The sequence below is a fragment of the Arthrobacter sp. U41 genome, from assembly GCF_001750145.1.
Lineage (GTDB): Bacteria > Actinomycetota > Actinomycetes > Actinomycetales > Micrococcaceae > Arthrobacter.
This window is the reverse complement of sequence record NZ_CP015732.1, coordinates 2,319,718-2,344,443: the sequence shown is the minus strand read 5'-3', so window position 1 is coordinate 2,344,443 and position 24,726 is coordinate 2,319,718. Positions and strand designations below refer to the sequence as shown.

The following is a 24,726-nucleotide window of genomic DNA, read 5'->3' as shown; positions in this document are numbered from 1 at the left end:
CGCAGCACCGCCGGGGTGCTGCAGCGGAAGGCGGGTGCTAGGCGGTGCCGCCGGCGGTCAGCAGACCGCCGTCGACCGTGAGGATCTGGCCGGTGATCCAGTCAGCGTCCGGGGAGGCGAGAAACGCGACGGCGGCGGCGACGTCCTCGGGGACCCCGAGCCGCTTGAGCGGGTATTGCCCGGCGACTTCTGCTTCCTTGCCCTCGTAGAGCGCCTTCGCGAACTGGGTCTTGACGACGGCGGGGGCGACGGCGTTGACGCGGATCTCGGGGCCGAGTTCGACGGCGAGGGTGCGGGTCAGGTGGGATACCGCGGACTTGCTGATGCCGTAGAGCCCGATCCCTTCGGAGGGAGTGTCGCCGGTGACGGAGGATATGTTCACGACGCAGCCGCCGCGGTCCCGGAAGCCCAGCCCGGGGTGGGACAGTGCACCCTGCACCCAGGCCAGCGTTCCGATGACGTTGACGTTGAAGACTTTGCGTGCCGCGTCGAGGTCGAGTTCGGCCAGCGGGCCGTAGACCGGGTTGATGCCGGCGTTGTTGACCAGGATGTCCAGGCCGCCGGTTTCGCGGGCAATCAACTCGAAGACTGCCTGCTGGTGGCCGGCGTCGTCCGCTTTTCCGGCGACGCCGTAGGCGGTGCCCGGGGGGAAGGACGCAACGGCCTCGTCGAGGGTTTCCTGCGTCCTGGCCGTCAGGACGACCCGCGCACCTTCCGCCGAGAGCCGGCGGGCGATGGCCAGGCCGATGCCGCGGCTGGAGCCGGTCACCAGGGCGGTCTTGCCCTCGAGCCGGCGGGGGATGTTGGGCTGGGTCTCGTTCTGTCCGGTCACGTTCAGTCCTTCAGGTTCAGGCCGCGGAGTTCCCGCCGCTGGATCTTGCCGGTGTGCGTTTTGGGTAGATCGTTCAGGATGTAGAGCCGGCGCGGATACTTGTAGGCCGCCATCCGCTCCTTGGCGAAGGAAATCAGCTCGGTGTCGGTCGCATGTTCGCCGGCCTTCAGCGAGACGTAGGCAACCACCGCTTCGCCGCTGTAGCTGTCCGGCTGGCCGACCACCGCGGCTTCGAGGACCGCCGGATGCTCGTAGAGGGCGTCTTCGACTTCCCGGGGCCACACCTTGTAGCCCGAAACGTTGATCTGGTCCTTCATCCGGTCCACGAGGTAGATCCAGCCGGCCGCGTCCATAATGGCGACATCCCCGGTGCGCAGCCGGCCGCCGGGAATAGCGGCTGCCGTCTCTGCCGGCTTATTCAGGTAGCCGGGGGTCACCTGCGGCCCGCTGAGCTCCAGCTCCCCCGGCTCGCCGTCCGGAACCGGTTCGCCGTCCAGACCAATGACCCGGGCCAGGAGATTCGGCAGGGGCACGCCGATCGCGAGAGTGCCGCTGGCGGCATCGACCGGCGCCACCAGCCCGGGCGGTACCGCGATCACGGCAGAGGCCGTCTCGGTCATGCCATAGACGTTGTGGATGTACTGGGCGAAGCGTGCCTGGAAAGCCGCCACAGTGGCCGGCGGGATCGGAGCGCCGCCGGAGTAGATGTACTTGAGCGTCGCGAACTCCGCGGACGAGGCGTGCGCCAGATCCAGGAGCGCGTTGAACACGGTGATTGACCCGATGACATGGGTCACCCCGTGCCGGTTGAAGGACTCAAGGATGACATCCGGCCGGACCCTGTTGATGAAAACAAGGTTCACGGGGTGGATGAGGGCCGTCACCGCGGTGGCCACCGCACCCGTGATGTGGAAGAGGGGTGCAACGGCGAGCACGACGTCCCCTGGCGCCAGGTCCTGCCATTGCGCGTAGCCCGTTGCCACGGCCATCACGTTCCGGTGGGTTCCCAGGGCACCCTTTGCCGGGCCGGTCGTTCCCGAGGTGTAGGTCAGCAGCGCCACGCTGTCTCCGGTGAGCGCCGCCGGGATCGGGACCTGGCCGGACCTCCGCTGGAGGATCGAGCGCAGGTCATCGTCCGTGCGTTCACGCCGGACCGGCGAGCGGAAGACCCGCGGGTCATCCTCGCTCTGGAAGTCTAGGTCGGTGGTGGTAATCACCCAGGCCACGCTGCTGCCGCGGAGCGTCGCCCTCACGTCGTCAAGCTCTCCGTCGAGGCACACGATCCCGACGGCGCCCGAGTCGTCGATAATGTTGCGGAGCTCCTTTCCCTTGTACATCGGGTTCAGCATCAGCGCCGTCCCGCCGGCCTTCCAGATGGCCAGCATGGACAGGGCGAACTGCGGGATGTTCTGCAGGTAGATGCCGACGGCACTTCCGGGGCCAACGCCCCGCTGTTGAAGTTCGACGCTGAGCGCGTCGGTGAGGGAGTCGACGTCGGACGCGGACAGCGACTGGTCGAAGTAGGTCACCGCGGTGGCATCCGGCGCCTCACGGACGCGTTGGGACCAGGCTTCATTGATGGACCCGGCGGCAGGCTCGACGCGGGGTGGGATGCCCGCGGGATACAGGGCAGTCCAGGCTGGGTCTACGGTTTCGTTCACGGCGATGAGTCTCTTCTTCGTTGAACAGAGGACAGTGAATCTCTTTGTGACTTAGCTTACTTTACCGAGCGCTCGCTCGGTTCAATCGAATATAGTGTAGATACACAACTACGGCAAGGGGTCACGTGGACATGGGCGCACGAGGTGCCACGCATTCAAAGGCGTCGGCTGCGGTAACTGGGACGGAGCGTCCGAAGGCTGCGAGCGCCGGGTGGCAGGATTTCTCGCCTCCCGCCCTCCGCCCGGCCCTGGCAGCAGCCTTGGCATGCTTTATGGAGAACGGCTACCACGGGACGACGATCCGCCAGGTTGCGACCCGGGCGGGATTGTCAGTGCCCGGGCTCTACCACCATTTCCCGTCCAAGCAGGCGCTGCTTGTGGCGCTCGACGCCGAGGCCATGAGCGAGCTCTGGACCCGGAGCACGGCTGCACTTGCCGACGGCCCGCAGTCGGTGCTGGACAGGTTCAACCGGCTGATCCGTTGCCTCACTCTCTTCCACGCCCACCGGGGCGAACTGGCCTTCATCGCCCTCAGCGAGATCCGCAGCCTTGAAGGATCCGCGCGCGCGGACCACATTGCAGCCCGCGACCGCCAGCAGGCCCTGCTCAGCGGGATCATCGACGAAGGCGTGGCCGCCGGGATCTTTGACGCGCCCCACCCCCGCGAAACCAGCCGCGCGATCACCACGATGTGCACGGGCGTGGCCCAGTGGTACCGGATCGACGGCGAGCTCACGCCCGAGGAACTTGCCGACCGGTACGGCCGGCTGTGCCGACTGACCGCAGGGGCAGCCGTCGGACGCTGACGGAGTCTGCCTCTTTGGTTCGGGTCGCCCGACCGCTTGAACCCGCCCGCTCAAGCTCACCCATTCGCCACAAACGGCCGCCATGGGCCACCCCTCCCGCGCCCATTCGCCGCAAACGGCCGCTATGAAGTCACGAATGGCGGCCATCTGCGTCCAATGGCTCAATCGAGGCCGCGCTTACTGCGCCCCGGTCCTGCGAGAATGGCCAGATGACCGCCATCATCCTGGGCTGGAACCCGGACCGCTGGAACGACTGGAACTACGCGGAAGTCGTCGAGCGCGTTGCCGCGACCGGCCTTCACCTCGAGCCGTGGAGCGTGGGCCGCCACCGGAATATCAGCGCGGGTGCGGACGCCTGGTTGCTCCTGCAGGGAGACCACGGCCGGGGACTGATCGGCCATGGCGTCGTGGTCTCGGAGCAGCCCGAACCCGGCCCACACTATTCCGAACCGGGGAAGACCGCGATGTACGTGCAGGTGGCTTTCGACGCACTCCTTCCCCTGGGCGACCAGATAGCCTCCGCAGTTCTCAAGGAAGCCGTGCCCGGGGTCCCCTGGAGCAGCGTCTTCGGCTCGGGACTGGCCGTTGAGCCGCCCGAGGAGGCCAACATCCGCACCCTGTGGGGTAGCTTCGGGCCTCAGCAAGGGCCGGATCCCACGGACGCCGTGCCAGGAACCTATCCGGAGGGCGCGGTCGTCAGGGTCGAGGCCAACCGCTACGAACGCAGCCCGGAGGCCCGGCGAGCCTGCATCGCGTACCACGGCACCAACTGCGCGGCGTGTGGATTTTCCTTCGAAACGGCCTACGGCGAGATCGGCAAGGACTTCATCCATATCCACCATGTCGTCCCGGTTTCCCAGCTCGGCAGCGGTTACCAGCTCGATCCCATCACCGACCTCATCCCGCTCTGCGCGAACTGCCATGCCATGGCCCACCAGGGAGTGGGCACTCCCCGGACGGTGGCCGAGCTGCGCCGGATCATTGGCGACGCCGGGTTCCTCCGCGGCTCCACCCTCACCGCCGAACAGCTCGAGGCCCAGCGGCAGGCCCGCGAGCTTCTGGGGCCGCAGTAGACCCGCCGCGGCATCTCCGCCGGTATTGAGCATCCCCCACCACGTCGTCCGGCTGCAGCGCCGTCAGGCGGACCAGACCTGCCGGAACTTGCCGCTGGGGTCCGGCCGCGGCAGCTCCTCCGCATGTTCGACGGCGACCCTGCCGGTCCCCTGGGCCGCGAAGAAGCTGTCCAACCGCTCCCCGACTGCTTTCCGCACCTGCGCCAGATCGGATCCTGGCCAGACCTCCAGCCGCAGCCGCAGGGTTGCCGGCCCGGTGCGGATCGCCTGGAACCGGCGCACTCCGGCGGTCTGCTCGATCACCGTGCCCAGTGCCAACGGCACGACCGTGACCCCGCGACCGTCAGGTGCCGCGAAGGAAACCAAGTCCCCGGCACGCCCTTCGATTCTTACCGGAGGAAAAGGGCTGCCGCAGGGGCACGGGGCAGTGGCGAACGAGACGCGGTCCCCGAGGTCGTAGCGGATCAACGGCTGCACCCGGTTGGCCAGGTTGGTCACGAGCACGGTGTGGGAGGCGACGCCGGCCGGGACCGGCCGGTAGTCCGCGTCCACCGGCTCGAGGATGTACCAGTCGCTGTTGACGTGGAACGCGCCGTTCCGGCACTGGCTGGTCAGGGCGGGGACTTCCGAGGAGAGATAGCGTTCGGTGACCCGGCAGCCAAGCGCCGATTCGATGGTTGCACGTCCGGCGGCGGACAGGTTCTCGCCGGAACTGATGGCCAGGACGGGGCGGATCCGCAGCCGCCCGGCCTGCTGTTCGGCGGCCAGCTGCGCCATCGCGCTGGGGTAGCCGTACAGTAGCGTGGGCTTGAAGTCGTTGAGTTCCGCCACCAGATCCGGAAGCGGCCTCAGCACTGAGAAGACCCGGACCCGCCGGGCGATGATCGAGGCGCGCCGCCGCGCGGATTCGGTCAGGACCACGCCCGCGAAGTGGCCTCCTCCCGCGACGAGGGCAGCAGCCCGCGCCCCGTGGCGCAGAAGCGCCCGCACTTCAGCAGCCCGGACCAGGGTCCGCCGCTCGCGAACCCGCACCACCAGGTTGACCACCACCCACGACAACCGGTCGTGCACCAGGACGGCCGGCTCCCCGGTGGTGCCGGACGTGGTCACCACCAGGTACTTCCCGCGGTAAAGGGTCCCGAGCCGGGAGACGTCAGCGAGCAACTCCGACCTCAGTTTCGCCAGGGTGATGTGCGGGTCCGTCACCCAGTCGTCGAAGTTCGCCATCAGCTCCCGCTTGCCGGCCCGGGGAAGCTGCCCCAGATCCGTGACCTCGTCCGGCACGTCCCGGTACAGGCGGCGGTAATAGGGGGACGAGGACCGGGCGAACTCCACGAGCTCCGCGAGCCGGGCCTGCTGCCGCCGGGCGATCCCTTCGGGGCCGCCCCGCTCAGCGCGCCAGATGTCCCAAGCGATCCCGATCATCGTTCCGGATAGGCTTCGCATCGGAAATCACCCTTTCCAGGACGGCACCTCAGCCTTCAGACCACCTTTCCACTGCAGCAGGCGCCCTGACAGGGGCTTTCGTCCCCGCCTACCCCGGGAAGCGGACCTGCGCCGGATCCGCACGCGGACGTGACCACTGGACATGCCCATTTTTCGCGGCAACGAGGGGGCATACGGGGTTATGTCCTGTCCTGGGCGCGGCCGGAGGGCACGTCCAGCGGGCGGGAGGCAGATCCGGCAACCGCACCCGCGCCGCAACCATCCCGAGCAAGCCCCGCCTGCGCCGATCTCGAGCCAAGCCGCGCCGATCTCGGACCCCGCGCCCGCCCTGTTAACCCACTCTTCCTTCCCCCGCCATACGCCCACCCCCGCCCCGAAAGCCTGTCCCCGCACCGTGGAGGGGTGAGGATCGCAATTGTCGCCGAGTCATTCCTTCCGCTTATGAATGGGGTAACGCATTCGATCCTGCGGGTCCTGGAGCATCTGCAGGAGCGCGGGGACGAGGTGCTCGTGATCGCGCCGTCCACCCAGGACACGGAGGCCCCCGACAGGGTCTACGGGGCGCATGTCCACCGGCTGCCCTCGGTTCCGCTGGCTGGCTACGCGAACGTGCGGGTGGCGATGGGCGGTGTTTATCGGGTCAAGCGAATCCTTGCCGAGTTTGCACCGGACGTGGTCCACCTGGCGTCGCCGTTCGTGCTCGGCTGGCGCGCGGCACAGGCCGCACAGCAGCTGGGGATCCCCACCATAGCCATCTACCAGACCGAGGTCCCGGGCTACGCCGGGCGGTATGGCGTCCCCTTCCTGGAGAACTGGGCCTGGAACCGGGTGGAGAACATCCACCTGCTCGCCTCCCGGACCCTGGCTCCCTCCAGTTTCGCGGTCAACCAGCTCCGCGGCCGCGGCATTCCGCGGGTCCAGATGTGGCGGCGCGGCGTGGATACCCAGCGGTTCTCCCCGGACAAGCGCGACGCCGGATGGCGGGCGGCCGTCGCCCCGGCCGGCGAGCGCATCATCGGCTACGTGGGCCGGCTCGCGGTCGAGAAGCAGGTGCAGGACCTTGGCGTGCTGGCCGATGTTCCCGGGACCCGGCTGGTGATTGTGGGCGACGGGCCCCAGCGGCAGGCCCTCCAGGACGCCCTGCCGGACGCGGTCTTCACCGGGTTCCTCGGCAGCGAGGAGCTGGCCCGGGCGGTGGCGTCCTTCGATCTCTTTGTGCACCCCGGGGAGTTTGAGACCTTCTGCCAGACCATCCAGGAGGCGATGGCCTCGGGCGTGCCGGTGGTTGCCACGGGCCGCGGCGGACCGCTGGACCTCGTCGAGAATTCCCGCACCGGCTGGCTGTACAAGCCGGGCGATCTCGCCGCGCTGCGGAACCACGTGGTGGACCTGATGGGCGACGACGCCAAGCGCCGGGCGTTCGCCGCGGCGGCCCACGCGTCGGTCCAGGGCCGGACATGGTCAGCCCTTGGTGCCGAGCTGGTCCAGCACTACCAGGCGGTCCTCGCCGCCGACATCGCCACAACAACCCCTCAAGGAGTCGCCCTGTGATAATTTCCGTGATCGGCTGCGGTTACCTGGGGGCCGTGCATGCGGCCACCCTGGCATCGATGGGCCACCGCGTGGTGGGGATCGACGTCGACGCCGCCAAGGTCGAACAGCTGGGCCGGGGTGCGGCGCCGTTCTTCGAACCGGGGCTGGACGAACTCCTGCGCGACGGCATCGCCACCGGCCGGCTCAGCTTCTCCACGGAATTCGCCGACGCCGCCAGCGCTCAGCTGCATTTTCTCTGCGTGGGCACACCGCAGTCCAAAACTTCCGACGGCGCCGACCTCAGCTACCTCGTCGCCGCCACCGAGACGCTGCTCCCCCATCTGGCCGCACGGTCCGCCGTGGTGGGCAAGTCCACGGTTCCGGTGGGAACGGTGGATATGCTCCGCGGTGTGTTGTCCCAGCGGCCGGATGTTCTGCTGGGCTGGAACCCGGAGTTCCTGCGCCAGGGCACCGCGGTCAAGGACTCCCTGGTCCCGGACCGCCTGGTCTACGGCGTCCCCGAGGCTGGCCACTCCCGCGACGGCAACGCTGAAGGTGGCAACGCTGAAGGTACGGATGCCGACGTCGGCACCGCCCATACCGGCACCGCCGGCACCGCCCACACCGCCCTCACCGGCACCTCGATCACCGCGGCCCTCGACGCCGTCTATGCGCCCCTGCTGGCGGCGGGGATTCCGCGGCTGGTCTGCAACTTCGCCACGGCGGAACTGATCAAGTCCGCGTCGAACGCGTACCTTGCCACAAAGCTGAGCTTCATCAACGCAATGGCCGAGCTCTGCGACGCTACGGGCGCCGACGTGCAACAGCTGGGCTCGGCGATGGGCCTCGATCCGCGCATCGGCAGCCGGTACCTCCATGCCGGCCTCGGGTTCGGCGGCGGCTGCCTGCCCAAGGACATCCGATCCCTTCGGGTCCAGGCGGCCGGTCTGGGCGTGCATTCGGTGGATCAGTGGATGGAGGTGGTGGATTCCATCAACCGGGACCAGCGTTCCCGCACCGTCGGGCTGGCGAGGGAACTGTGCGGCGGTGAGCTCGGCGGCCGCCGGGTCACGGTGCTCGGCGCGGCCTTCAAACCCGACACGGACGATATCCGGGATTCCCCCGCCCTTGACGTTGCCCTCCAGCTGGCCTCGCACGGCGCCCACATCACGGTGACGGACCCGGCCGCGATCAACAACGCGTGGCTCCGCTTCCCGCAGCTGCGCTTCGAGCCGTCAACATCCCAGGCACTGGAGGGGGCCGAACTGGTGCTGCTGCTGACCGAATGGGACGAGTACGCCGCGCTCTTACCGGCCGAAGCCGGGACGCTGGTCCGGCGCCGGACCCTGCTGGACGCCCGGAACATCGTCGACGCGTCAGTCTGGGAAGCGGACGGCTGGACGGTCCGCGGCCTTGGTCGGGGCCGCGCAACCCGCCCGACCGGAACCGGCCCCGCCGCACCCACCTCAGGCGGCCCGGACCAGTCCGCGGGCCACCGGCTTGTTGCGACCAGCCCGAGCAGCGCTGACGGGGCCCGCTGAAACCCATCCTCTGAAACCCGGCTGCTGGCACCCGGACGCTGAAACGCCGGGTGCACGTAGCCACCGCTCAGCCGTGAGGCCCCTATGATTCCCTGAGGGGAGGAATCCAAATGAATTACCTGTGGTCTCAAACGCAAGACAGCGGCACCGTGACGGCTTCCTCGCACCCTGCGCCCGGCGCCGAGGCGGTCCTCGAATCCTGCCCCGATGCCCTTCTGGTGATCTCCGAGGAGGGGATCATCCGCCGGGTCAACGCTGCCACGGAGCGCATGTTCGGCTACACCCGTGAGGAACTGGTGGGCAAGGACCACCGCATGCTCGTTGCCGAAGGGTTCCGGAGCGGCTTCCACCGCCTCGCCTTCGCCCTCCGCAAGGGGGCGGACGCTTCCGCTGACGTCACCTCTTCCGCCTCCGCTTCCTCCGCCGACGACGCCGGCACCGGCGCCGGCACCGCCGTCCCAAACTCCAACCCAGAATCCACCCCGGGTGCCGCCCCCGGACCCACCGCCCCGGACCTCCCCCCGGTCGAAGCCTACGGTCTGCGGCGCGACGGCACCGAGTTCCAGTGCGAAGTGGCCTGCTCGCTGCTGGTCGGGGGCACCGACGATTCCCCCGTCAGCATGGCCGTCGCCGTCCGCGACACCTCCCACCGGCTCGCCGCCGACGCCGGACTCCGCGAAGCTCTGTCCCTGCTCAGCGCCACGCTGGAATCCACGGCTGACGGCATCCTCGTCGTCGGCGCCGACGGCCGGATCGCCGGAGTCAACAACCAGTTCCACGCCATGTGGGGCGTCCCGCGCGAACTGCTGGCCACCCAGGACGACGAGGCCGTAATGGGCTTCGTCCTGGACCAGCTCGTGGACCCCGCGCAGTTTGTCGAAAAGATCAGCGCGCTTTACGCCGATCCGGACGCCGAAAGCCACGACGTCCTTGACTTCCTTGACGGCCGCACCTTCGAACGCTATTCCCGCCCGCAGAAGGTCGCGGACCGGGTCGTCGGCCGGGTGTGGAGTTTCCGTGACGTGACCCCGGCCCGGATCGCGCAGGACCGGATCACCCAGGCCCTGGCCGATCTGGCCGCACAGGCCGCCCAGCTCAAGGCCCTCGCGTTCCAGGACCCGCTGACCGGACTGTCCAACCGGAAGCTCTTCAACGACCACCTCGAAGCAGCCCTGCGCGGGCCGTGCGGCACCGCCGTCGACGTCCTGCTCCTGGACCTGGACGATTTCAAGGAAGTCAACGACATTTTGGGCCACCACGCCGGGGACCAGCTGCTGATCGAGGTCGGCCGGCGCCTGCGTGAGTGTGTCCGCCCGAACGACGTTGTAGCACGGCTGGGTGGTGACGAATTCGTGGTGCTTCTGGTCGGCTCGCTGGACCCCGGAACCGTTGCCGAGCGGATTGTCGCGTCCCTGAAGGCGCCCCTGCGGATCGACGGATCCATGCTGCGCCCGAGCCTGAGCCTGGGCCTGGCATCCATCAACGAGGACGCCGTCGGCGCCTCCGAGCTGATGCGCCGGGCCGACATCGCGATGTACGCCGCGAAGGCCGCCGGGAAGAACCGGTACCTGCGGTTCCGGCCCGAGATGATGAAGAGCCTGGTCCAGCGCACCGAGCTGGAGGCCGGGCTGCGGCTGGCCGTGGACGCCGGCCAGATCACCGTGCACTACCAGCCCATCGTCTCGACCGAGCGCGGCGTGGTGGTGAAGGTTGAGGCCCTGGCCCGCTGGGACCGCGACGGCGAAATCGTCCCTCCGGCGCAGTTCATTCCGGCGGCCGAACGCAGCGGCCTGATCGTCGAGATCGGCACGGAGGTGCTCCTGAAAGGCTGCACCGAGCTGGGACTTTGGCTGGCGGAGGACCCCGGACGCGCCCTCGCCGTCAACGTCTCCGGGGTCCAGCTGCAGCACGGGGACTTCGCCGAGCTGTTGCTGGCCGTCGCCTCGAACACCGCGGTGGACCCGCGGCAGCTGGTCGTGGAGGTCACCGAAAGTGTTTTCTTCCACGACGACGGCCACGTGATCCAGCAGCTCACCGCCCTCCGCAACGCCGGTGTGCGGGTGGCGCTGGATGACTTCGGCACCGGCTTCTCCTCGCTGGGACGGCTGCAGGGGCTGCCGGTGGACACCCTGAAGATCGACCAGTCCTTCACGTCGATGATCCACACGGGGGATGAGAAACTGCCCATCCTCAGCTGCATGATCTCCATGGCCCACGGCCTGGGCCTGACCGTCACGGCGGAAGGCGTCGAGACGGCAGCGCAGGCCGAATACCTGATGAAACTGGACTGCGATTCGTTGCAGGGCTGCCTGTTCTCCCGCCCCAAAGCGGGCCCCGGCCTGCGGTCCGCCATTGCCGAGTCCAACGACGCGTTCGCGGCCCTGCGGGGAGAACGGGTGTCCCGGGCGCGGTGACCCGGCACGGTCCACTGCCGGGGTACTGGACAAGGGGCCAGCGGACCCTATGATTCAGGGAACACACTGTACGCGGCGCCGCCGCCGGAACAGCCTTTAACACACCAACCGTCGCTTTGGGGGCCGGTATCGCCGTGGGAACCGGGATTGGAGAGGGCCTGCTTGAGCAGGGTCCCGACGCTTTTGTGCTGCTGACTGCGGACGGAACCATCGCCCTCGTCAACGCGGCAGCCGAGCGCCTCTTTGGTTACCCGCGCGAACAGTTGCTCGGCGCCGCGCACAACATCCTGCTCTCCGAGGACGAGCGCGGCGGCTTCCTGCGGGCCTTCGGCCGGCTGGGCCGCGGCAGCCTCTCCGGCAGCCAGCCGTTCGCGGCGGCAGGCCGGCGCCGGGATGGCAGCGAACTGTCACTGGAGATCACCTGCTCGCTGGTCATAGTCGACTCCCGCCCCGCCATGGCGGTGGCCATCAGGGACGGCAGCCACCGGGAGGACACCGATTCGGGCCGGCGCGTCGCCGTCGCCCTCCTGGACGCCACGCTGGAATCCACCGCCGACGCGATTCTCGTCGTCTCCAGCGATGGGCTCATCACCGGGATCAACGACCAGTACCTGAAGTTGTGGGGCATGCCGCCTGAGCTGGTCGCAGCGGAGGACCCGACGGCGATGGTCACCTTCATCTCCCGGCAACTGCTGGATCCGGAGTACTTTTTGCAGAAAGTCCGCGACCTCTACGCAGACAAGGTCCTGCACAGCCACGACGTGCTGGGATTCAGGGACGGCCGCACCGTGGAGTTCTATTCCCGGCCACAGCAGGTCGCGGACGCGGTCGTGGGCCGGATCTGGAACTTCCGCGACATTACCTCCACTCAGCGCGCCCAGGACCAGGCGCGCCGCGCCATGGAGGAGCTTGCCGCGCAGGCCGACAAACTCAAGGAACTCGCGTTCCGGGACCCGCTGACCGGACTGGCCAACCGGATCCTCTTCACCGAGCGCGTCGCAGCCGCGATGCTGACCGATGATCCGGTGAATGTGCTGCTGCTGGACCTGGACGATTTTAAGGAAGTCAACGACATCCTGGGCCACCATGCCGGGGATGAGATGCTGGTGGAGATCGCGGCCCGGCTCCAGGACTGCGTGGGACCGCACGGCACCGTGGCGCGCCTGGGCGGGGATGAGTTTGTGATCCTGCTGGTGGGCTGCAAGGATTCCGACACCGTGGCCCGGCGGATAGTGGCCACCCTGAACGCCCCGTTCTCCATCGAGGGAACCCTGCTGCGGCCGGGCCTGAGCCTGGGGGTCGCCTCGCGTGGCGCCGGTGCCGCGACGTCCTCGGAGCTGTTGCGGCAGGCGGACCTGGCCATGTACGCCGCGAAGGAAGCCGGCAAGAACTGCTATCTGCACTTCCGGCCCGAGATGCTGGCGGAACTGCTCGCGCGGACCCGGCTGACGGCCGGGCTGAGGCGGGCTGTGGAACTGGGGCAGATCGTCGTGCATTACCAGCCCGTCGTGTCCACCGGGCTGCTGGAGGTGGTGCAGTTCGAGGCGCTGGCGCGCTGGCAGTTCGAGGGGAAGCTGATGCCCCCGGACGAGTTCATCCGGACCGCGGAACGCAGCGGCCTGATCCGTGACATCGGGGCGGAGGTGCTCCGCCGCAGCTGCGCCGAGCTGCAGCCCTGGCTTGCCGGGGACCGGTCCCGGACGCTGGCGGTGAACGTGTCCGGCGTGCAGCTGCTGCACCGTGACTTCGCCGAACGCGTCCTGGATATTGCGGCCCGGGGCAGCGTGGACCCGCACCAGCTGGTGCTGGAGGTGACGGAGAGTGTGTTCTTCGACCCCCGGTCCCGCGTCATCGCCCAGCTCGAGAGCCTGCGCGGGGCCGGAATCCGGGTGGCCCTGGACGACTTCGGCACCGGATACTCCTCGCTGGGCCGTTTGCAGGAGCTCCCCGTGGACATCGTGAAGATCGACAAGTCCTTCGTCTCCATGCTGCGCACCGGCGCGGAGAAGCTGCCGATCCTGACCTCGATGATCCACATGGCCCGCAGCCTGGGCCTGAAGGTCACCGCCGAGGGCATCGAAACCCCGGAACAGGCCCGCTACCTGATCGCCCACGGCTGCGATGCCCTGCAGGGCTACTTCTTCTCCCGCCCGGAGCCGGAGCACCGCCGGGAGCTGGGCATCAGCAACACCGCCGCCGCCGCTGCGTCACTCGGCGTTTCCCGCCCGGGATAAGCGCCATCCAGGCCGGCGCAAACCGGCATCTTGGGCGCGGCGGCCTGACGGGCACCCCGCAACCGGCAACTGCGCATATGCTTCAGGGAGCGCAGCCCGCCCTGTTCTCCGCAGCGGCGGCTGCCCTCCACATTTATCGGCTTGGGGGCTGTCGGACATCATGGAATCAGGACTCGCACAACTGCTGCTGGAGCACGGCCCGGACCCGCTGCTGCTGCTCGATCCGGACGGGACCATTTCCTTCCTGAACACCGCCGCGGAGGAACTCTTCGGCTACTCCCGGTCCCGGCTGCTGGGCGCGGACGCCAGCCTGCTCCTGGCCGAGGCCTTCCGCGCGGACTTCCGCGCCCTCCTCGCCGGGCTGGGCAACCCGTTGCGCCGGCCCGGCCAGCCCTTCGCCGGCTCCGGCCGGCGCGCCGACGGCACCGAAGTCCCGGTGGAAATCACCTGCTCGCTGCTGCCCTCCGGCGCCGGGGCAGGCCCGCCTGCGCCGTCCGTCGCGCTCTCGGTCCGCAGCGCCGGCCACCGTCAGGAGTCAGGCCGGAACCAGCCGGACGACGGCGGCACAACAGCGGGCGGGGCGGCGTCCCGCCGTCGTGCCGCGGCAGCGCCCGCTGCCGCCACCGCCACCGCCGGCTTTGCCGACCACGACGACCGGCTCAGGGCCGGGGCCCTGCGGGATGCGTTGACGGCGCTGCCCAACGGCACGCTGTTCACCAAGCGGCTGGCCGCGGCGCTCCGCCGCCCGGACCCGGTGGACGTGCTGCTGCTGAGCGTGGATGACTTCACCAACCTCAGCGACACGCTGGGCCGGGCCGCCGCGGACGAGCTCCTGCTGGAGGTCGCGAGCCGGCTGCTCAACGGCGTCCGGCCGCACGACACCGTGGCCCGCCTCGGCGGCGGTGAATTCGTGGTGTTGTTCACCGAATGCCTCAACGCCGACGCGGCGGCGGCCCGGATCGCCGCGTCGCTGCACGAGCCGCTGCGCGCCGGCGGCTCCCTGGTCCGGACCGGCGTGAGCATGGGTCTCGCATCCCGGACCGCCGGAACGCTCGACGGAGCGGAGCTGCTGCGGCAGGCGTATGCAGCCATGGCCACAGCGAAGGAAACGCCCGGGGCTCCCCGCACGCGGCTGCGGTTCCCCGCCCGGTAATCCGTTCGCGCCGTCGGCACCCGGCCGGCACCTCGGCCGGTGGGCTGGCCGGCTACGGCCGGTGGTCGAGCTCGCCGAGGTCAGCGCCCACCAGGGCCGCGCTGCGCTCCCACAGCTCCCGCGCGAGTTCCGGGTCGTAGGCCTGCTTGTTGGCCTTGGCCAGCGCCCGCTTGGCGTAGTACGCGCCGGAGATCCAGTCCTGTCCCGGCGTAGCCGTGGCGAGCCAGACGAGCGTGTCCGCGCCCTGGTCGGGGCTGAGCATGAACCTGTTCAGGAAACTCCGGTAGATGAACCGGAACGGGCTGGTGGTGTCAGCGGCGAAGTTGGTGGCCACGACCCCGGGATGGAACGCTGCGGTGGAGATGCCGGCCGCCTGGAAGCGGTTGTTCAGCTCCGCGGTGAAGAGGATGTTCTCCAGCTTGGCGTTGCCGTAGGCAAGGTTGGCGGAGTACTTGCCGGCCGTGTCGAGGTCGTTGAGGTCCAGTTTGCCGTAGAACGAGTTCGCCGCGCTGGAGGTGTTGATGACGGTGGCGTTGCTGGCGGTGAGCACGTCCATCAGCTCGGTGGTGAGCAGGAACGGGGCCAGGTGGTTGATCTGGAAGGTCTTCTCGTGCCCGTCCACGGTGAGTTCCCGCCGGCCCATGATGCCGCCGGCGTTGTTGGCCAGGACGTCGATCCGCGGGTACTTCTCCCGCAGCTGCGCGGCGAGTTGACGCACCTGTGCCAGCTCCGCGAAGTCGCTGACGAAGTAGTCCGCGCCGATCTCCCGGGCGACCCGGGCGGTCTTCTCCGCGGAACGCCCGACGACGACGACCCGCTCCCCCTGCCTGCCCAGGGTCCGGGCGGCGGAGGCGCCGATGCCGTCGCTGGCGCCGGTGATGACGATGGTCCGTGCGGTCATAAGAGTCCCTTTGAGCGGTAGCGGTAATCGGGCTGGTAGGAACCGAGCCTACCGAACCACAACGGCCCCGGGTTGGCCGTGCGGTTCCAGGACCTGGCGATCCTGGCCGCCGAGCGTCGATGCCCGCGGGATCAGCACCGGTTCCAGCATGACGGAGTCAGTGGGCTTGCCGTTGATCCTGCTGGTGAGGGCCTCGAAACTCAGCCGGCCCATCAGGCTGAGATCCGAACTGACCGAAGTGAGCGGCACGGGCAGTGTCGCCGCGAGATCCAGGTCGTTGTATCCCACCAGGGCGACCTCGGATCCCAGCTGCTTGCCGGCCTCACGGATGGCGCCCATAACGCCCAGGGCAATCAGGTCGTCCACGGCAAAGATGGCCGTCGGCGGTTCGGGAAGGCCCATCAGCGTCTCCCCTGCGCGCAGGCCGGCGGGAGTGGTGAACTCCGATCCGATGACGTAGCGCTCTCCTACCGGGTAGCCTGCGGCCTCAAAGGCCCTGCGGAAGCCCAGCGTCCGTTCCCTGCCGGTGCTCGCGAGCTGATCTCCCGCGACGATTCCGACCCGCCGGTGGCCCAGCTTCAGGAGGTGTTCGGCCGCGAGTTGCCCGCCGCGGTAGTCATCGGTCGTCACCGAGAGATGCCCCTCAAGCCTGCGCATGACGAGCACGTAAGGGATGCCGCGGCTCTGCAGTTCCTGAGCGGCGGTGTCACCGAGGTGGGAGTCGCCGATAATCATGCCGTCGATCCCTCTGGACAGCATGGCGTCAATGCGGATCCTGCGGTGCCCGGGGTCATCCAGGGTATTGGCCACCACGGTTCCGTAGCCGGCGGCACTGGCAGCGATATCGATGCTGTCGTAGATGGTGGCGAGGGCAAGGTCGGTGAGGCGGGGCACCAGCACCCCGATGAGGCGCGAGCTGCCCGTGCGCAGCCCGGCCGCGCGGACATCCCGCCGGTAGCCGATGGCCGACGCCAGCTCGCGCACCCTTTTGACCGTTTCGGGCCCGACCCCAGTCGGGTCATCGCTGAGGGCGCGCGAAACAGTGGAAATGTGCACCTGTGCGTGGCGCGCCACGGTGGCGAGTGTCACCGGGCGAGTCCGCCCCGATTCGGGCTGCTCTGACATGCGTTCTCCTCCCGCTAGCAAGAGTCTACGGCTCCTGCGACGCCATGGGCGGTGTGTTGCGCAAAGGTTTGCGTCCCGGCGCCGGTATTTCAATCTTCACGCGGCCGAAACGTTGACGAAACCAAGACCTGATGGTGTTATGTACACCACAAGCAAGGTGAATCGTGCTCATGACAATTCGCGCAAACGATTGCGCCACACGATCGGATCCCCATGTATCACCCCGCATCAACAGAGACGGTCGAGCGTCTTGACTCCGGGCTCGCCGAGCTCGCCGAATTCCGTGATCCGGCCCGGCCGGGATGGACCCGCGAGGTCTTCAGCGAGCCGTATCGGGCCTCACGGGACTGGACGGCTGACCGCATGAGGCAGGCCGGCCTGGAGGTCCGCATCGACAATGCCGGAAACATCGTGGGACGCCTCGCCGGGCGGGATTCCTCGGCCCCGGCGCTCGTGACCGGATCCCATACCGACACGGTCGACGGCGGCGGCCGCTTCGACGGCATCGTCGGAGTTTTGGGAGCCATCGAGGCCGCCCGCCAACTCAGGCAATCAGGCACGCGGCTCAGCCGGGATCTGCTGGTTGTCGATTTCCTCGGCGAAGAATCCAATGCCTACGGACTGAGCTGCCTGGGAAGCCGGTCCGCAGCGCAGGAACTGACGCCGGAAGACCTCGACCGGACCGATTACCGCGGAGTGCGCCTGGGGCAGGCCTACGCCGACTACGGGCTGGACCCCAACAAACTCTCCGACGTCCCGTGGGCCCGACAGCGGCTGCATCGGTTCATCGAACTCCATATCGAACAGGGCCCCACCCTTGAGAAGCGGGGCTTGCCCCTGGGGGTGGTCACCGCGATCACCGGCATTGAGCGGTTCATCGCCACCTTCACCGGGTCGGCCGACCACGCCGGTACCACCTCCATGGATGACCGCCGCGACGCGATGGTTGCGGCCGCCGAAGCCGTTCTGGCCGTTCGCGCGGAAGGGTGCGGCGCGCCGAACCATGGCGTGGCCACCTCCACCCGGGTCGAATCTGAATCCCGGTCGCCAAACGTTGTGCCGTCGCTGGTCCGCATGTACAGCGAGGTCCGAAGCGTTGATTCCGCCTGGCTGTCCGGCGTCAAGGGCCGGCTGACCGGCGAGATTGCCGCCAAGGCCGCGGAGCTCGGCGTCGACGTCGGGTTTGACTGGTCCACCGACAATGCCGTCGTCACCGCGGACGCCGGGGTTCAGGACGTGGCCGCTTCCGCCGCTGATTCGTTGGGAATCCCCTGGATGCCGATCCCCAGCGGGGCAACGCACGACGCGGTCCACATGGCCTCGCTCGCACCGATGGGAATGATTTTCATTCCTTCCAAAGACGGCAAAAGCCACTGTCCCGAGGAGTGGAGCGACACCGCTGACATCGCCCTCGGAGTCAGCGCCCTGCTGGAGACCATCAAGGACCTTGACCGCCAATAGCACCCCTGCCCGCACCGCAGGCAGCCCGACCCTTTTCCCCGTCCTCGCCAACTGGAGCGATCATGCAAACAGAACTGACCTCTCAGGGGTCCTCAACCGACATCCTGGCCATCGCCAACCTGCCCGTCCTCTGGGTCCTGGCCATCGGCGTGTTCGCCGCCATCATTGTGCAGTCACTGGTCTACATGAAGGCCGCGAAGAAGGCCGGGCCGGCGGCGGACATCTCGAACGCCGAACTCAAGGTTTCCTTCCGTGCCGGAGCCATCGCCGCTATTGGACCGTCCCTGGCGGTGGTGCTGGTGAGCATCGCGCTGCTGACACTCTTCGGCACTCCTGCCGTGCTCGTGCGCATCGGCCTGGTGGGGTCCGCAGCCACCGAATCCGCGTCGGCCAGCCTCGCTGCCGGGACCATGGGCGCCGTGCTGGGCGACGCCAGCTATACGCAGGCCGTTTTCGTGGTCGCCTTTATGGCCATGAGCCTCTCCGGTGCCGGCTGGATGCTGGCGACGCTGATCCTGACGCCAATCCTGCGCCGTGGCGACAGCAAGCTGCGGAAAGTCAATCCGGCCCTGATGGCAATCGTGCCCGCGGCCGCCCTGATCGGGGCCTTTGCCAGCCTCGGCATCGCTGAACTCGGCAAGACACCGGTCCACGTCCTCGCGGTCATCGTGTCCGCAGTAACCATGGGTACCTGCATCCTCCTCGCCAACAGGACCTCGGCCACCTGGCTCCGGGAATGGGGGCTGGGCATTTCCATCATGGTCGGTTTGACGGCGGCCTATTTTGCCCACATTTCCGGCATGGCACCCGCCGCCTAGGCAGTCCCTCACCCGAAAGGAACCACCATGTCCTCTACAGATACTGCCCGCTCCGCCTCCGCTTCCCTCCAGGAGTTTGACCGCACCACCTCGCGCTGGGGTCAGGGGACCATGGGGGCCGCGCTCCTGCTTTCCGTCGCAGCGCCCCTGTATCTCGTGCTGACCCAGGATCTCGGCATTACCTCCGGCATGATCTGGACGGCGTACCTCGCCGTTGCCGCTGCCTTCTTTGTGCTGTGGTTTGTTGAGCCCATCACCTACTTCCCCGTCCTGGGTCCGGCAGGCATGTACCAGGCGTTCATGATCGGCAACATCGCCAACAAGCTGCTGCCGTCCGCACTGGTGGCCCAGGCGGCCATCGGCGCCAAGCCCGGCACAAAGCGCGGCGAGTTTTCCGCCCTGATGGCGATCTGCGGGGCAGCGATGGTCCATGTGCTGTCCATGCTGTTCTTCGTCGGCGTCCTGGGCACCTGGCTCGTCAGCATCGTTCCCACCGACATCGTTGATGTGGCGCGGCTCTATATTTTCCCCGCCATCATCGGCGGCGTCCTGGTCCAGCTCGTCGCTACCCTGAAGCAGCCCCGGGTTACGGTGATCGCCGTCGTGGTGGCCGTGCTCGTGCTGTTCGTCCTGGTCCCGGCGGTTCCGGCCCTCGCCAAGCCCGCCACCGGTATCGTCGTCCTCATCACCGCTGTCCTCGCCTGCTTCCTCCGCTCACGCAAGACCCACGCAACCCCCACCCCCCTCGTCAATTAGGCACCGCTTCCCGCCCTGTGAAAGGACATCATGACCATCACCTCTGACATCTTCGGCCTCTCCGCCGCCCACACCACCGACATGCACGACATCTACAAGCACCTCCACGCCCACCCCGAGCTGTCCATGCAGGAGACGCGTACCGCCGAATACATCCGCGAAAAGCTGGACGGCTTGGGGCTCGAGACGTTCCTGTGCGGCGGCACCGGCGTCGTGGGCATCCTGCGCAACGGGGACGGCCCCGTGGTCGGCTACCGCGCGGACACCGACGGCCTCCCCATCCAGGAAGACACCGGGCTGGACTTTGCGAGCACGGCAACAGGCACGATGCCCGACGGCGCCGTGGTCCCGGTCATGCACGGCTGCGGCCACGACACGCACATCACCGTCGGACTGACCGCGGCCCGGCTGATGACCGAGAACCGTGACGCCTGGGCCGGCACCGCCGTGTTCATCTTTCAGCCAGGGGAGGAAACCGCCGCCGGGGCCAAAGCGATGGTGGAGGACGGGCTGTGGGACAGGGCGCCCAAACCAGCCGTCATTTACGGGCAGCACGTATGGCCCGGACTCGCCGGCACCGTGAATCTCAGCAAGGGCACCGCCATGGCCATGGCCGACTCGTGGAAGGTCACGGTGCGCGGCAAGCAGTCACACGGATCACAGCCCGAGCAGTCGATCGACCCGATCGTGCTGGGCGCCCACATGGTGGTGCGGATCCAGACGATCGTTTCGCGCCAGGTCCATCCGATGAAGTCGGCCGTGGTCACCATCGGCACGTTCCATGGGGGATTGAAGGAAAACATCATCCCGGCATCCGCGGAATTCACGCTCAACGTGCGGACCTTCGATCACGACGTGCGCGATCTGGTTCTCGGCTCGCTCCGGCGCATCATCAGCGCCGAGGCTGCGGCTTCAGGCGCCCCGGAGCCCACCATCGAGGAAATCTCAAGCTTCCCGCAGTGCTACAACGATCCCGCCTCCGCCGGGGACCTGATGACGGCCCTGGCAGAAGTTCTGGGGAAGGACGCGGTCCTGGAAACGCCGCCGGTCATGGGCAGTGAGGACTTTGGCCTGCTGGCAGAGGCGATCGGAGTTCCCAGCGTGTACTGGTTCTTTGGCGGACACCCCCAGGAAGCGTTCGACGGCGAGCACCCTCCCGCCGGAAACCACTCCCCCTTCTTCGCGCCGGTGATCGAGCCGACGCTGACGACCGGCGTCCGGGCCGCCATGACGGCTCTGTTGTCGAAGCTGGGGACTCCTGCCTGACCGACGGTCAGGCGGACTTGATTTAGGTCAGGCCGGCCGATGGCCTCCCGAGTTGCACCGTGTCGGCTCGGGAGGCGCTCGGCGTCTGGTTCCCGTAATGGTTTGGTGGTTAAATGCGGGAGAGCCCCAACCGTGTGGTTGGGGCTCTCGACCGTTTAATGATGTTCCGGCGGTGACCTACTCTCCCACACCCTCCCGGGTGCAGTACCATCGGCGCTGTGGGTCTTAGCTTCCGGGTTCGGAATGGGACCGGGCGTTTCCCCCACGCTATGACCGCCGTAACCCTTGCTCCCGACCCCGGTGCGCCTGGTGGGCGTTGGGGTGGGAAATCTGTGGTTACAACCTTGCTGCACCGGTACCCCTGGGGGTGGTGGTGCAGTTGTGGTGTTGTTGTGTAGTTGTTCGTTCCTCAAGCAACGGGTTTGTTGTTTGGGAACCACATAGTGGACGCAAGCAGTCTTGTTTTCTTTTTACCCTTTTCATGGTGTGAACGTCTTTTGAATCCGTTCACGAAGAGGGTGTGTGGTGTAAGTTATCGGCCTATTAGTACCGGTCAGCTTCACGAGTCGTTAGTCCTCGCTTCCACATCCGGCCTATCAACCCAGTGGTCTGGCTGGGGGCCTCTCACACACAAGGTGTATGGAAATCTCATCTCGAAGCGAGCTTCCCGCTTAGATGCTTTCAGCGGTTATCCCATCCGAACGTAGCTAATCAGCGGTGCACTTGGCAGTACAACTGACACACCAGAGGTTCGTCCGTCCCGGTCCTCTCGTACTAAGGACAGCCCTTCTCAAATTTCCTGCGCGCGCAGCGGATAGGGACCGAACTGTCTCACGACGTTCTAAACCCAGCTCGCGTACCGCTTTAATGGGCGAACAGCCCAACCCTTGGGACCTACTCCAGCCCCAGGATGCGACGAGCCGACATCGAGGTGCCAAACCATGCCGTCGATATGGACTCTTGGGCAAGATCAGCCTGTTATCCCCGAGGTACCTTTTATCCGTTGAGCGACGGCCATTCCACAATGTACCGCCGGATCACTAGTCCCGACTTTCGTCCCTGCTCGAGATGTCTCTCTCACAGTCAAGCTCCCTTGTGCACTTACACTCGACACCTGATTGCCAACCAGGCTGAGGGAACCTTTGGGCGCCTCCGTTACTTTTTAGGAGGCAACCGCCCCAGTTAAACTACCCATCAGGCACTGTCCCTGACCCGGATTACGGGCCGAAGTTAGATGTCCAAAGTGACCAGAGTGGTATTTCAACGATGACTCCACCCGAACTGGCGTCCGGGCTTCAACGTCTCCCACCTATCCTACACAAGCCACTCCGAACACCAATACCAAACTATAGTAAAGGTCTCGGGGTCTTTCCGTCCTGCTGCGCGTAACGAGCATCTTTACTCGTACTGCAATTTCGCCGAGTTTATGGTTGAGACAGCGGGGAAGTCGTTACTCCATTCGTGCAGGTCGGAACTTACCCGACAAGGAATTTCGCTACCTTAGGATGGTTATAGTTACCACCGCCGTTTACTGGGGCTTGAATTCTCAGCTTCGCCTTGCGGCTAACCGGTCCTCTTAACCTTCCAGCACCGGGCAGGAGTCAGTCCGTATACATCGTCTTGCGACTTCGCACGGACCTGTGTTTTTAGTAAACAGTCGCTTCCCCCTGGTCTCTGCGGCCCCTGCACGCTCCGGACAGCTAGTGTCCATCACGATGGGGGCCCCCCTTCTCCCGAAGTTACGGGGGCATTTTGCCGAGTTCCTTAACCATAATTCTCTCGATCGCCTTAGTATTCTCTACCTGATCACCTGTGTCGGTTTGGGGTACGGGCGGCTAAAACCTCGCGTCGATGCTTTTCTAGGCAGCATAGGATCACCGAATCCCCCCTTACGGGAGTCCCATCGGGTCTCAGGCATCATGAACGGCGGATTTGCCTACCGTTCGCCCTACATCCTTAGACCGGGACAACCATCGCCCGGCTCGGCTACCTTCCTGCGTCACACCTGTTAATACGCTTGCCTCCCAGGATCAGGTCCCGCGCTCCACCAAAACCCTCCACCCACAAGGGGTGTCAGGCAGGTCTCGGGCGGTTAGTATCCCCTGTTCAGCATGGGCGGTTTTTCGCCGGTACGGGAATATCAACCCGTTGTCCATCGACTACGCCTGTCGGCCTCGCCTTAGGTCCCGACTTACCCAGGGCAGATTAGCTTGACCCTGGAACCCTTGATCATTCGGCGGACGGGTTTCTCACCCGTCTTTCGCTACTCATGCCTGCATTCTCACTCGTGTAGGCTCCACCGCTGGTTTACACCGCGACTTCACTGCCCACACGACGCTCCCCTACCACTCCAGACGCCTGAACCAACCCCACAAAGGAGGCGGCTTGGCTACTATCTGAAATCCACAACTTCGGCGGTGTACTTGAGCCCCGCTACATTGTCGGCGCGGAATCACTTGACCAGTGAGCTATTACGCACTCTTTTAAGGATGGCTGCTTCTAAGCCAACCTCCTGGTTGTCTTCGCAACTCCACATCCTTTCCCACTTAGCACACGCTTAGGGGCCTTAGTTGGTGGTCTGGGCTGTTTCCCTCTCGACTATGAAGCTTATCCCCCACAGTCTCACTGCTGCGCTCTCACTTACCGGCATTCGGAGTTTGGCTGACGTCAGTAACCTTGTAGGGCCCATTAGCCATCCAGTAGCTCTACCTCCGGTAAGAAACACGCAACGCTGCACCTAAATGCATTTCGGGGAGAACCAGCTATCACGAAGTTTGATTGGCCTTTCACCCCTACCCACAGCTCATCCCCTCCATTTTCAACTGAAGTGGGTTCGGTCCTCCACGACGTCTTACCGTCGCTTCAACCTGGCCATGGGTAGATCACTTCGCTTCGGGTCTAGATCACGCCACTGCAACGCCCTATTCAGACTCGCTTTCGCTACGGCTTCCCCACACGGGTTAACCTCGCGACGTAACACTAACTCGCAGGCTCATTCTTCAAAAGGCACGCCGTCACACCCATACAGCAAGCTGCAGATGCTCCGACGGATTGTAAGCACACGGTTTCAGGTACTGTTTCACTCCCCTCCCGGGGTACTTTTCACCTTTCCCTCACGGTACTGGTCCGCTATCGGTCATTAGGGAGTATTTAGGCTTATCAGGTGGTCCTGACAGATTCACACGGGATTTCTCGGGCCCCGTGCTACTTGGGATACTCCCCGGGCGGTACACAACATTTCGGTTACGGGGCTCACACCCTCTCTGGCCGGCCTTTCAAGACCGTTCACCTATGCCTGTACTACTCACCCCACTGTCCCGGCAGAGACAGAATGGGAAGTCCCACAACCCCGACCATGCAACGCCCGCCGGCTATCACACATGGAACGGTTTAGCCTGATCCGCGTTCGCTCGCCACTACTGACGGAATCACTATTGTTTTCTCTTCCTGCGGGTACTGAGATGTTTCACTTCCCCGCGTTCCCTCCACGCACCCTATGTGTTCAGATGCGGGTCACCAGGTAACTCGCGCCCCTGGCGGGGTTTCCCCATTCGGACACCCTGGGATCACAGTCCGGTTATCGACTCCCCCAGGCTTATCGCAGATTCCTACGTCCTTCTTCGGCTCCTAATGCCAAGGCATCCACCGTGTGCTCTTAAAAACTTGACCACAAAAGATCAAAAAAACTACTTCACGAGAGAACCAT

At 66.4% G+C, this 24,726-nt stretch carries 16 protein-coding genes and 2 rRNA genes; 11 read left to right on the top strand and 7 right to left on the bottom strand.

Annotated elements, in window-relative coordinates; genetic code table 11:
• Positions 1-37: 37 nt before the first annotated feature.
• Positions 38-832 (bottom strand): SDR family oxidoreductase, encoded by a 795-nt coding sequence (locus tag ASPU41_RS10760; RefSeq protein WP_083266470.1) that lies wholly within the window; start codon positions 830-832, stop codon positions 38-40.
• A 2-nt stretch (positions 833-834) separates the two neighbouring features.
• Complete coding sequence (locus ASPU41_RS10755) at positions 835-2,493, bottom strand: class I adenylate-forming enzyme family protein (RefSeq protein WP_157356982.1); 1,659 nt, start codon at positions 2,491-2,493, stop codon at positions 835-837.
• A gap of 272 nt (positions 2,494-2,765) precedes the next feature.
• Between ASPU41_RS10755 and ASPU41_RS10750 the strand changes: the two genes are divergently transcribed.
• Together ASPU41_RS10750 and ASPU41_RS10745 are read left to right on the top strand one after the other, a co-directional pair.
• Positions 2,766-3,299: a TetR/AcrR family transcriptional regulator gene (locus tag ASPU41_RS10750; protein ID WP_231941054.1), complete on the top strand. Its 534-nt coding sequence runs from the start codon at positions 2,766-2,768 to the stop codon at positions 3,297-3,299.
• Between the two features lie 209 nt (positions 3,300-3,508).
• The gene (locus tag ASPU41_RS10745; RefSeq protein ID WP_069950911.1) at positions 3,509-4,372 is read left to right on the top strand and encodes an HNH endonuclease; all 864 of its coding nucleotides are present in this window, start codon (positions 3,509-3,511) and stop codon (positions 4,370-4,372) included.
• Between the two features lie 63 nt (positions 4,373-4,435).
• On the opposite strand, the gene ASPU41_RS10740 is transcribed toward ASPU41_RS10745, so the two are convergent.
• On the bottom strand, positions 4,436-5,818 hold the full coding sequence (locus tag ASPU41_RS10740; RefSeq protein ID WP_069950910.1) for a phenylacetate--CoA ligase family protein: 1,383 nt from the start codon (positions 5,816-5,818) through the stop codon (positions 4,436-4,438).
• Positions 5,819-6,220: 402 nt separating this feature from the next.
• Between ASPU41_RS10740 and ASPU41_RS10735 the strand changes: the two genes are divergently transcribed.
• The 5 genes from ASPU41_RS10735 (at position 6,221) to ASPU41_RS10715 (ending at position 14,693) form a co-directional block, all read left to right on the top strand.
• Positions 6,221-7,369, top strand: coding sequence for a glycosyltransferase family 4 protein (locus tag ASPU41_RS10735; RefSeq protein ID WP_069950909.1), 1,149 nt, complete (start codon positions 6,221-6,223; stop codon positions 7,367-7,369).
• Positions 7,366-8,892: a UDP-glucose dehydrogenase family protein gene (locus tag ASPU41_RS10730; protein ID WP_083266469.1), complete on the top strand. Its 1,527-nt coding sequence runs from the start codon at positions 7,366-7,368 to the stop codon at positions 8,890-8,892. The genes ASPU41_RS10735 and ASPU41_RS10730 overlap by 4 nt, the downstream gene beginning before the upstream one ends.
• 110 nt (positions 8,893-9,002) lie before the next feature.
• A complete protein-coding gene (locus ASPU41_RS10725) occupies positions 9,003-11,306 on the top strand; it encodes a sensor domain-containing phosphodiesterase (RefSeq protein WP_083266468.1) in 2,304 nt (767 codons plus the stop codon).
• Between the two features lie 134 nt (positions 11,307-11,440).
• Positions 11,441-13,540 carry a putative bifunctional diguanylate cyclase/phosphodiesterase gene (locus tag ASPU41_RS10720; RefSeq protein ID WP_231941053.1) on the top strand — a complete coding sequence of 700 codons (2,100 nt, stop codon included), beginning with the start codon at positions 11,441-11,443 and terminating at the stop codon, positions 13,538-13,540.
• Between the two features lie 160 nt (positions 13,541-13,700).
• A complete protein-coding gene (locus tag ASPU41_RS10715) occupies positions 13,701-14,693 on the top strand; it encodes a sensor domain-containing diguanylate cyclase (RefSeq protein WP_069950907.1) in 993 nt (330 codons plus the stop codon).
• Positions 14,694-14,745: 52 nt separating this feature from the next.
• Here ASPU41_RS10715 and ASPU41_RS10710 read toward each other — a convergent pair whose 3' ends face one another.
• Both ASPU41_RS10710 and ASPU41_RS10705 read right to left on the bottom strand, forming a co-directional pair.
• Entirely contained in the window at positions 14,746-15,594 is an 849-nt protein-coding gene (locus tag ASPU41_RS10710) for an SDR family NAD(P)-dependent oxidoreductase (RefSeq protein ID WP_069950906.1), read from the bottom strand.
• 48 nt (positions 15,595-15,642) lie between these two features.
• Entirely contained in the window at positions 15,643-16,719 is a 1,077-nt protein-coding gene (locus ASPU41_RS10705) for a LacI family DNA-binding transcriptional regulator (RefSeq protein WP_069950905.1), read from the bottom strand.
• A 213-nt stretch (positions 16,720-16,932) separates the two neighbouring features.
• Between ASPU41_RS10705 and ASPU41_RS10700 the strand changes: the two genes are divergently transcribed.
• The 4 genes from ASPU41_RS10700 to ASPU41_RS10685 all read left to right on the top strand — a co-directional run bounded on the left by ASPU41_RS10700 (position 16,933) and on the right by ASPU41_RS10685 (position 21,020).
• Complete coding sequence (locus ASPU41_RS10700) at positions 16,933-18,180, top strand: M20 family metallo-hydrolase (RefSeq protein ID WP_069950904.1); 1,248 nt, start codon at positions 16,933-16,935, stop codon at positions 18,178-18,180.
• A 62-nt stretch (positions 18,181-18,242) separates the two neighbouring features.
• Positions 18,243-18,998, top strand: coding sequence for a DUF5058 family protein (locus tag ASPU41_RS10695; protein ID WP_069950903.1), 756 nt, complete (start codon positions 18,243-18,245; stop codon positions 18,996-18,998).
• 27 nt (positions 18,999-19,025) lie between these two features.
• Positions 19,026-19,754, top strand: coding sequence for a hypothetical protein (locus ASPU41_RS10690; protein WP_069950902.1), 729 nt, complete (start codon positions 19,026-19,028; stop codon positions 19,752-19,754).
• Positions 19,755-19,784: 30 nt separating this feature from the next.
• Complete coding sequence (locus ASPU41_RS10685) at positions 19,785-21,020, top strand: amidohydrolase (RefSeq protein ID WP_069950901.1); 1,236 nt, start codon at positions 19,785-19,787, stop codon at positions 21,018-21,020.
• 164 nt (positions 21,021-21,184) lie between these two features.
• Here the strand turns inward: ASPU41_RS10685 and rrf are convergent.
• Positions 21,185-21,301, bottom strand: a 5S ribosomal RNA gene (gene rrf / locus ASPU41_RS10680).
• A 241-nt stretch (positions 21,302-21,542) separates the two neighbouring features.
• Positions 21,543-24,689, bottom strand: a 23S ribosomal RNA gene (locus ASPU41_RS10675).
• Positions 24,690-24,726: the final 37 nt, after the last annotated feature.

What these genes read in the sequence shown, in the direction of transcription:
- ASPU41_RS10750 (WP_231941054.1), top strand. Translation starts at nt 2,766, where the DNA reads ATGGAGAACGGCTACCACGGGACGACGATCCGCCAGGTTGCGACCCGG.
- ASPU41_RS10745 (WP_069950911.1), top strand. Translation starts at nt 3,509, where the DNA reads ATGACCGCCATCATCCTGGGCTGGAACCCGGACCGCTGGAACGACTGG.
- ASPU41_RS10740 (WP_069950910.1), bottom strand. Translation starts at nt 5,818, where the DNA reads ATGCGAAGCCTATCCGGAACGATGATCGGGATCGCTTGGGACATCTGG.
- ASPU41_RS10725 (WP_083266468.1), top strand. Translation starts at nt 9,003, where the DNA reads ATGAATTACCTGTGGTCTCAAACGCAAGACAGCGGCACCGTGACGGCT.
- ASPU41_RS10715 (WP_069950907.1), top strand. Translation starts at nt 13,701, where the DNA reads ATGGAATCAGGACTCGCACAACTGCTGCTGGAGCACGGCCCGGACCCG.
- ASPU41_RS10710 (WP_069950906.1), bottom strand. Translation starts at nt 15,594, where the DNA reads ATGACCGCACGGACCATCGTCATCACCGGCGCCAGCGACGGCATCGGC.
- ASPU41_RS10705 (WP_069950905.1), bottom strand. Translation starts at nt 16,719, where the DNA reads ATGTCAGAGCAGCCCGAATCGGGGCGGACTCGCCCGGTGACACTCGCC.
- ASPU41_RS10700 (WP_069950904.1), top strand. Translation starts at nt 16,933, where the DNA reads ATGTATCACCCCGCATCAACAGAGACGGTCGAGCGTCTTGACTCCGGG.
- ASPU41_RS10695 (WP_069950903.1), top strand. Translation starts at nt 18,243, where the DNA reads ATGCAAACAGAACTGACCTCTCAGGGGTCCTCAACCGACATCCTGGCC.
- ASPU41_RS10690 (WP_069950902.1), top strand. Translation starts at nt 19,026, where the DNA reads ATGTCCTCTACAGATACTGCCCGCTCCGCCTCCGCTTCCCTCCAGGAG.
- ASPU41_RS10685 (WP_069950901.1), top strand. Translation starts at nt 19,785, where the DNA reads ATGACCATCACCTCTGACATCTTCGGCCTCTCCGCCGCCCACACCACC.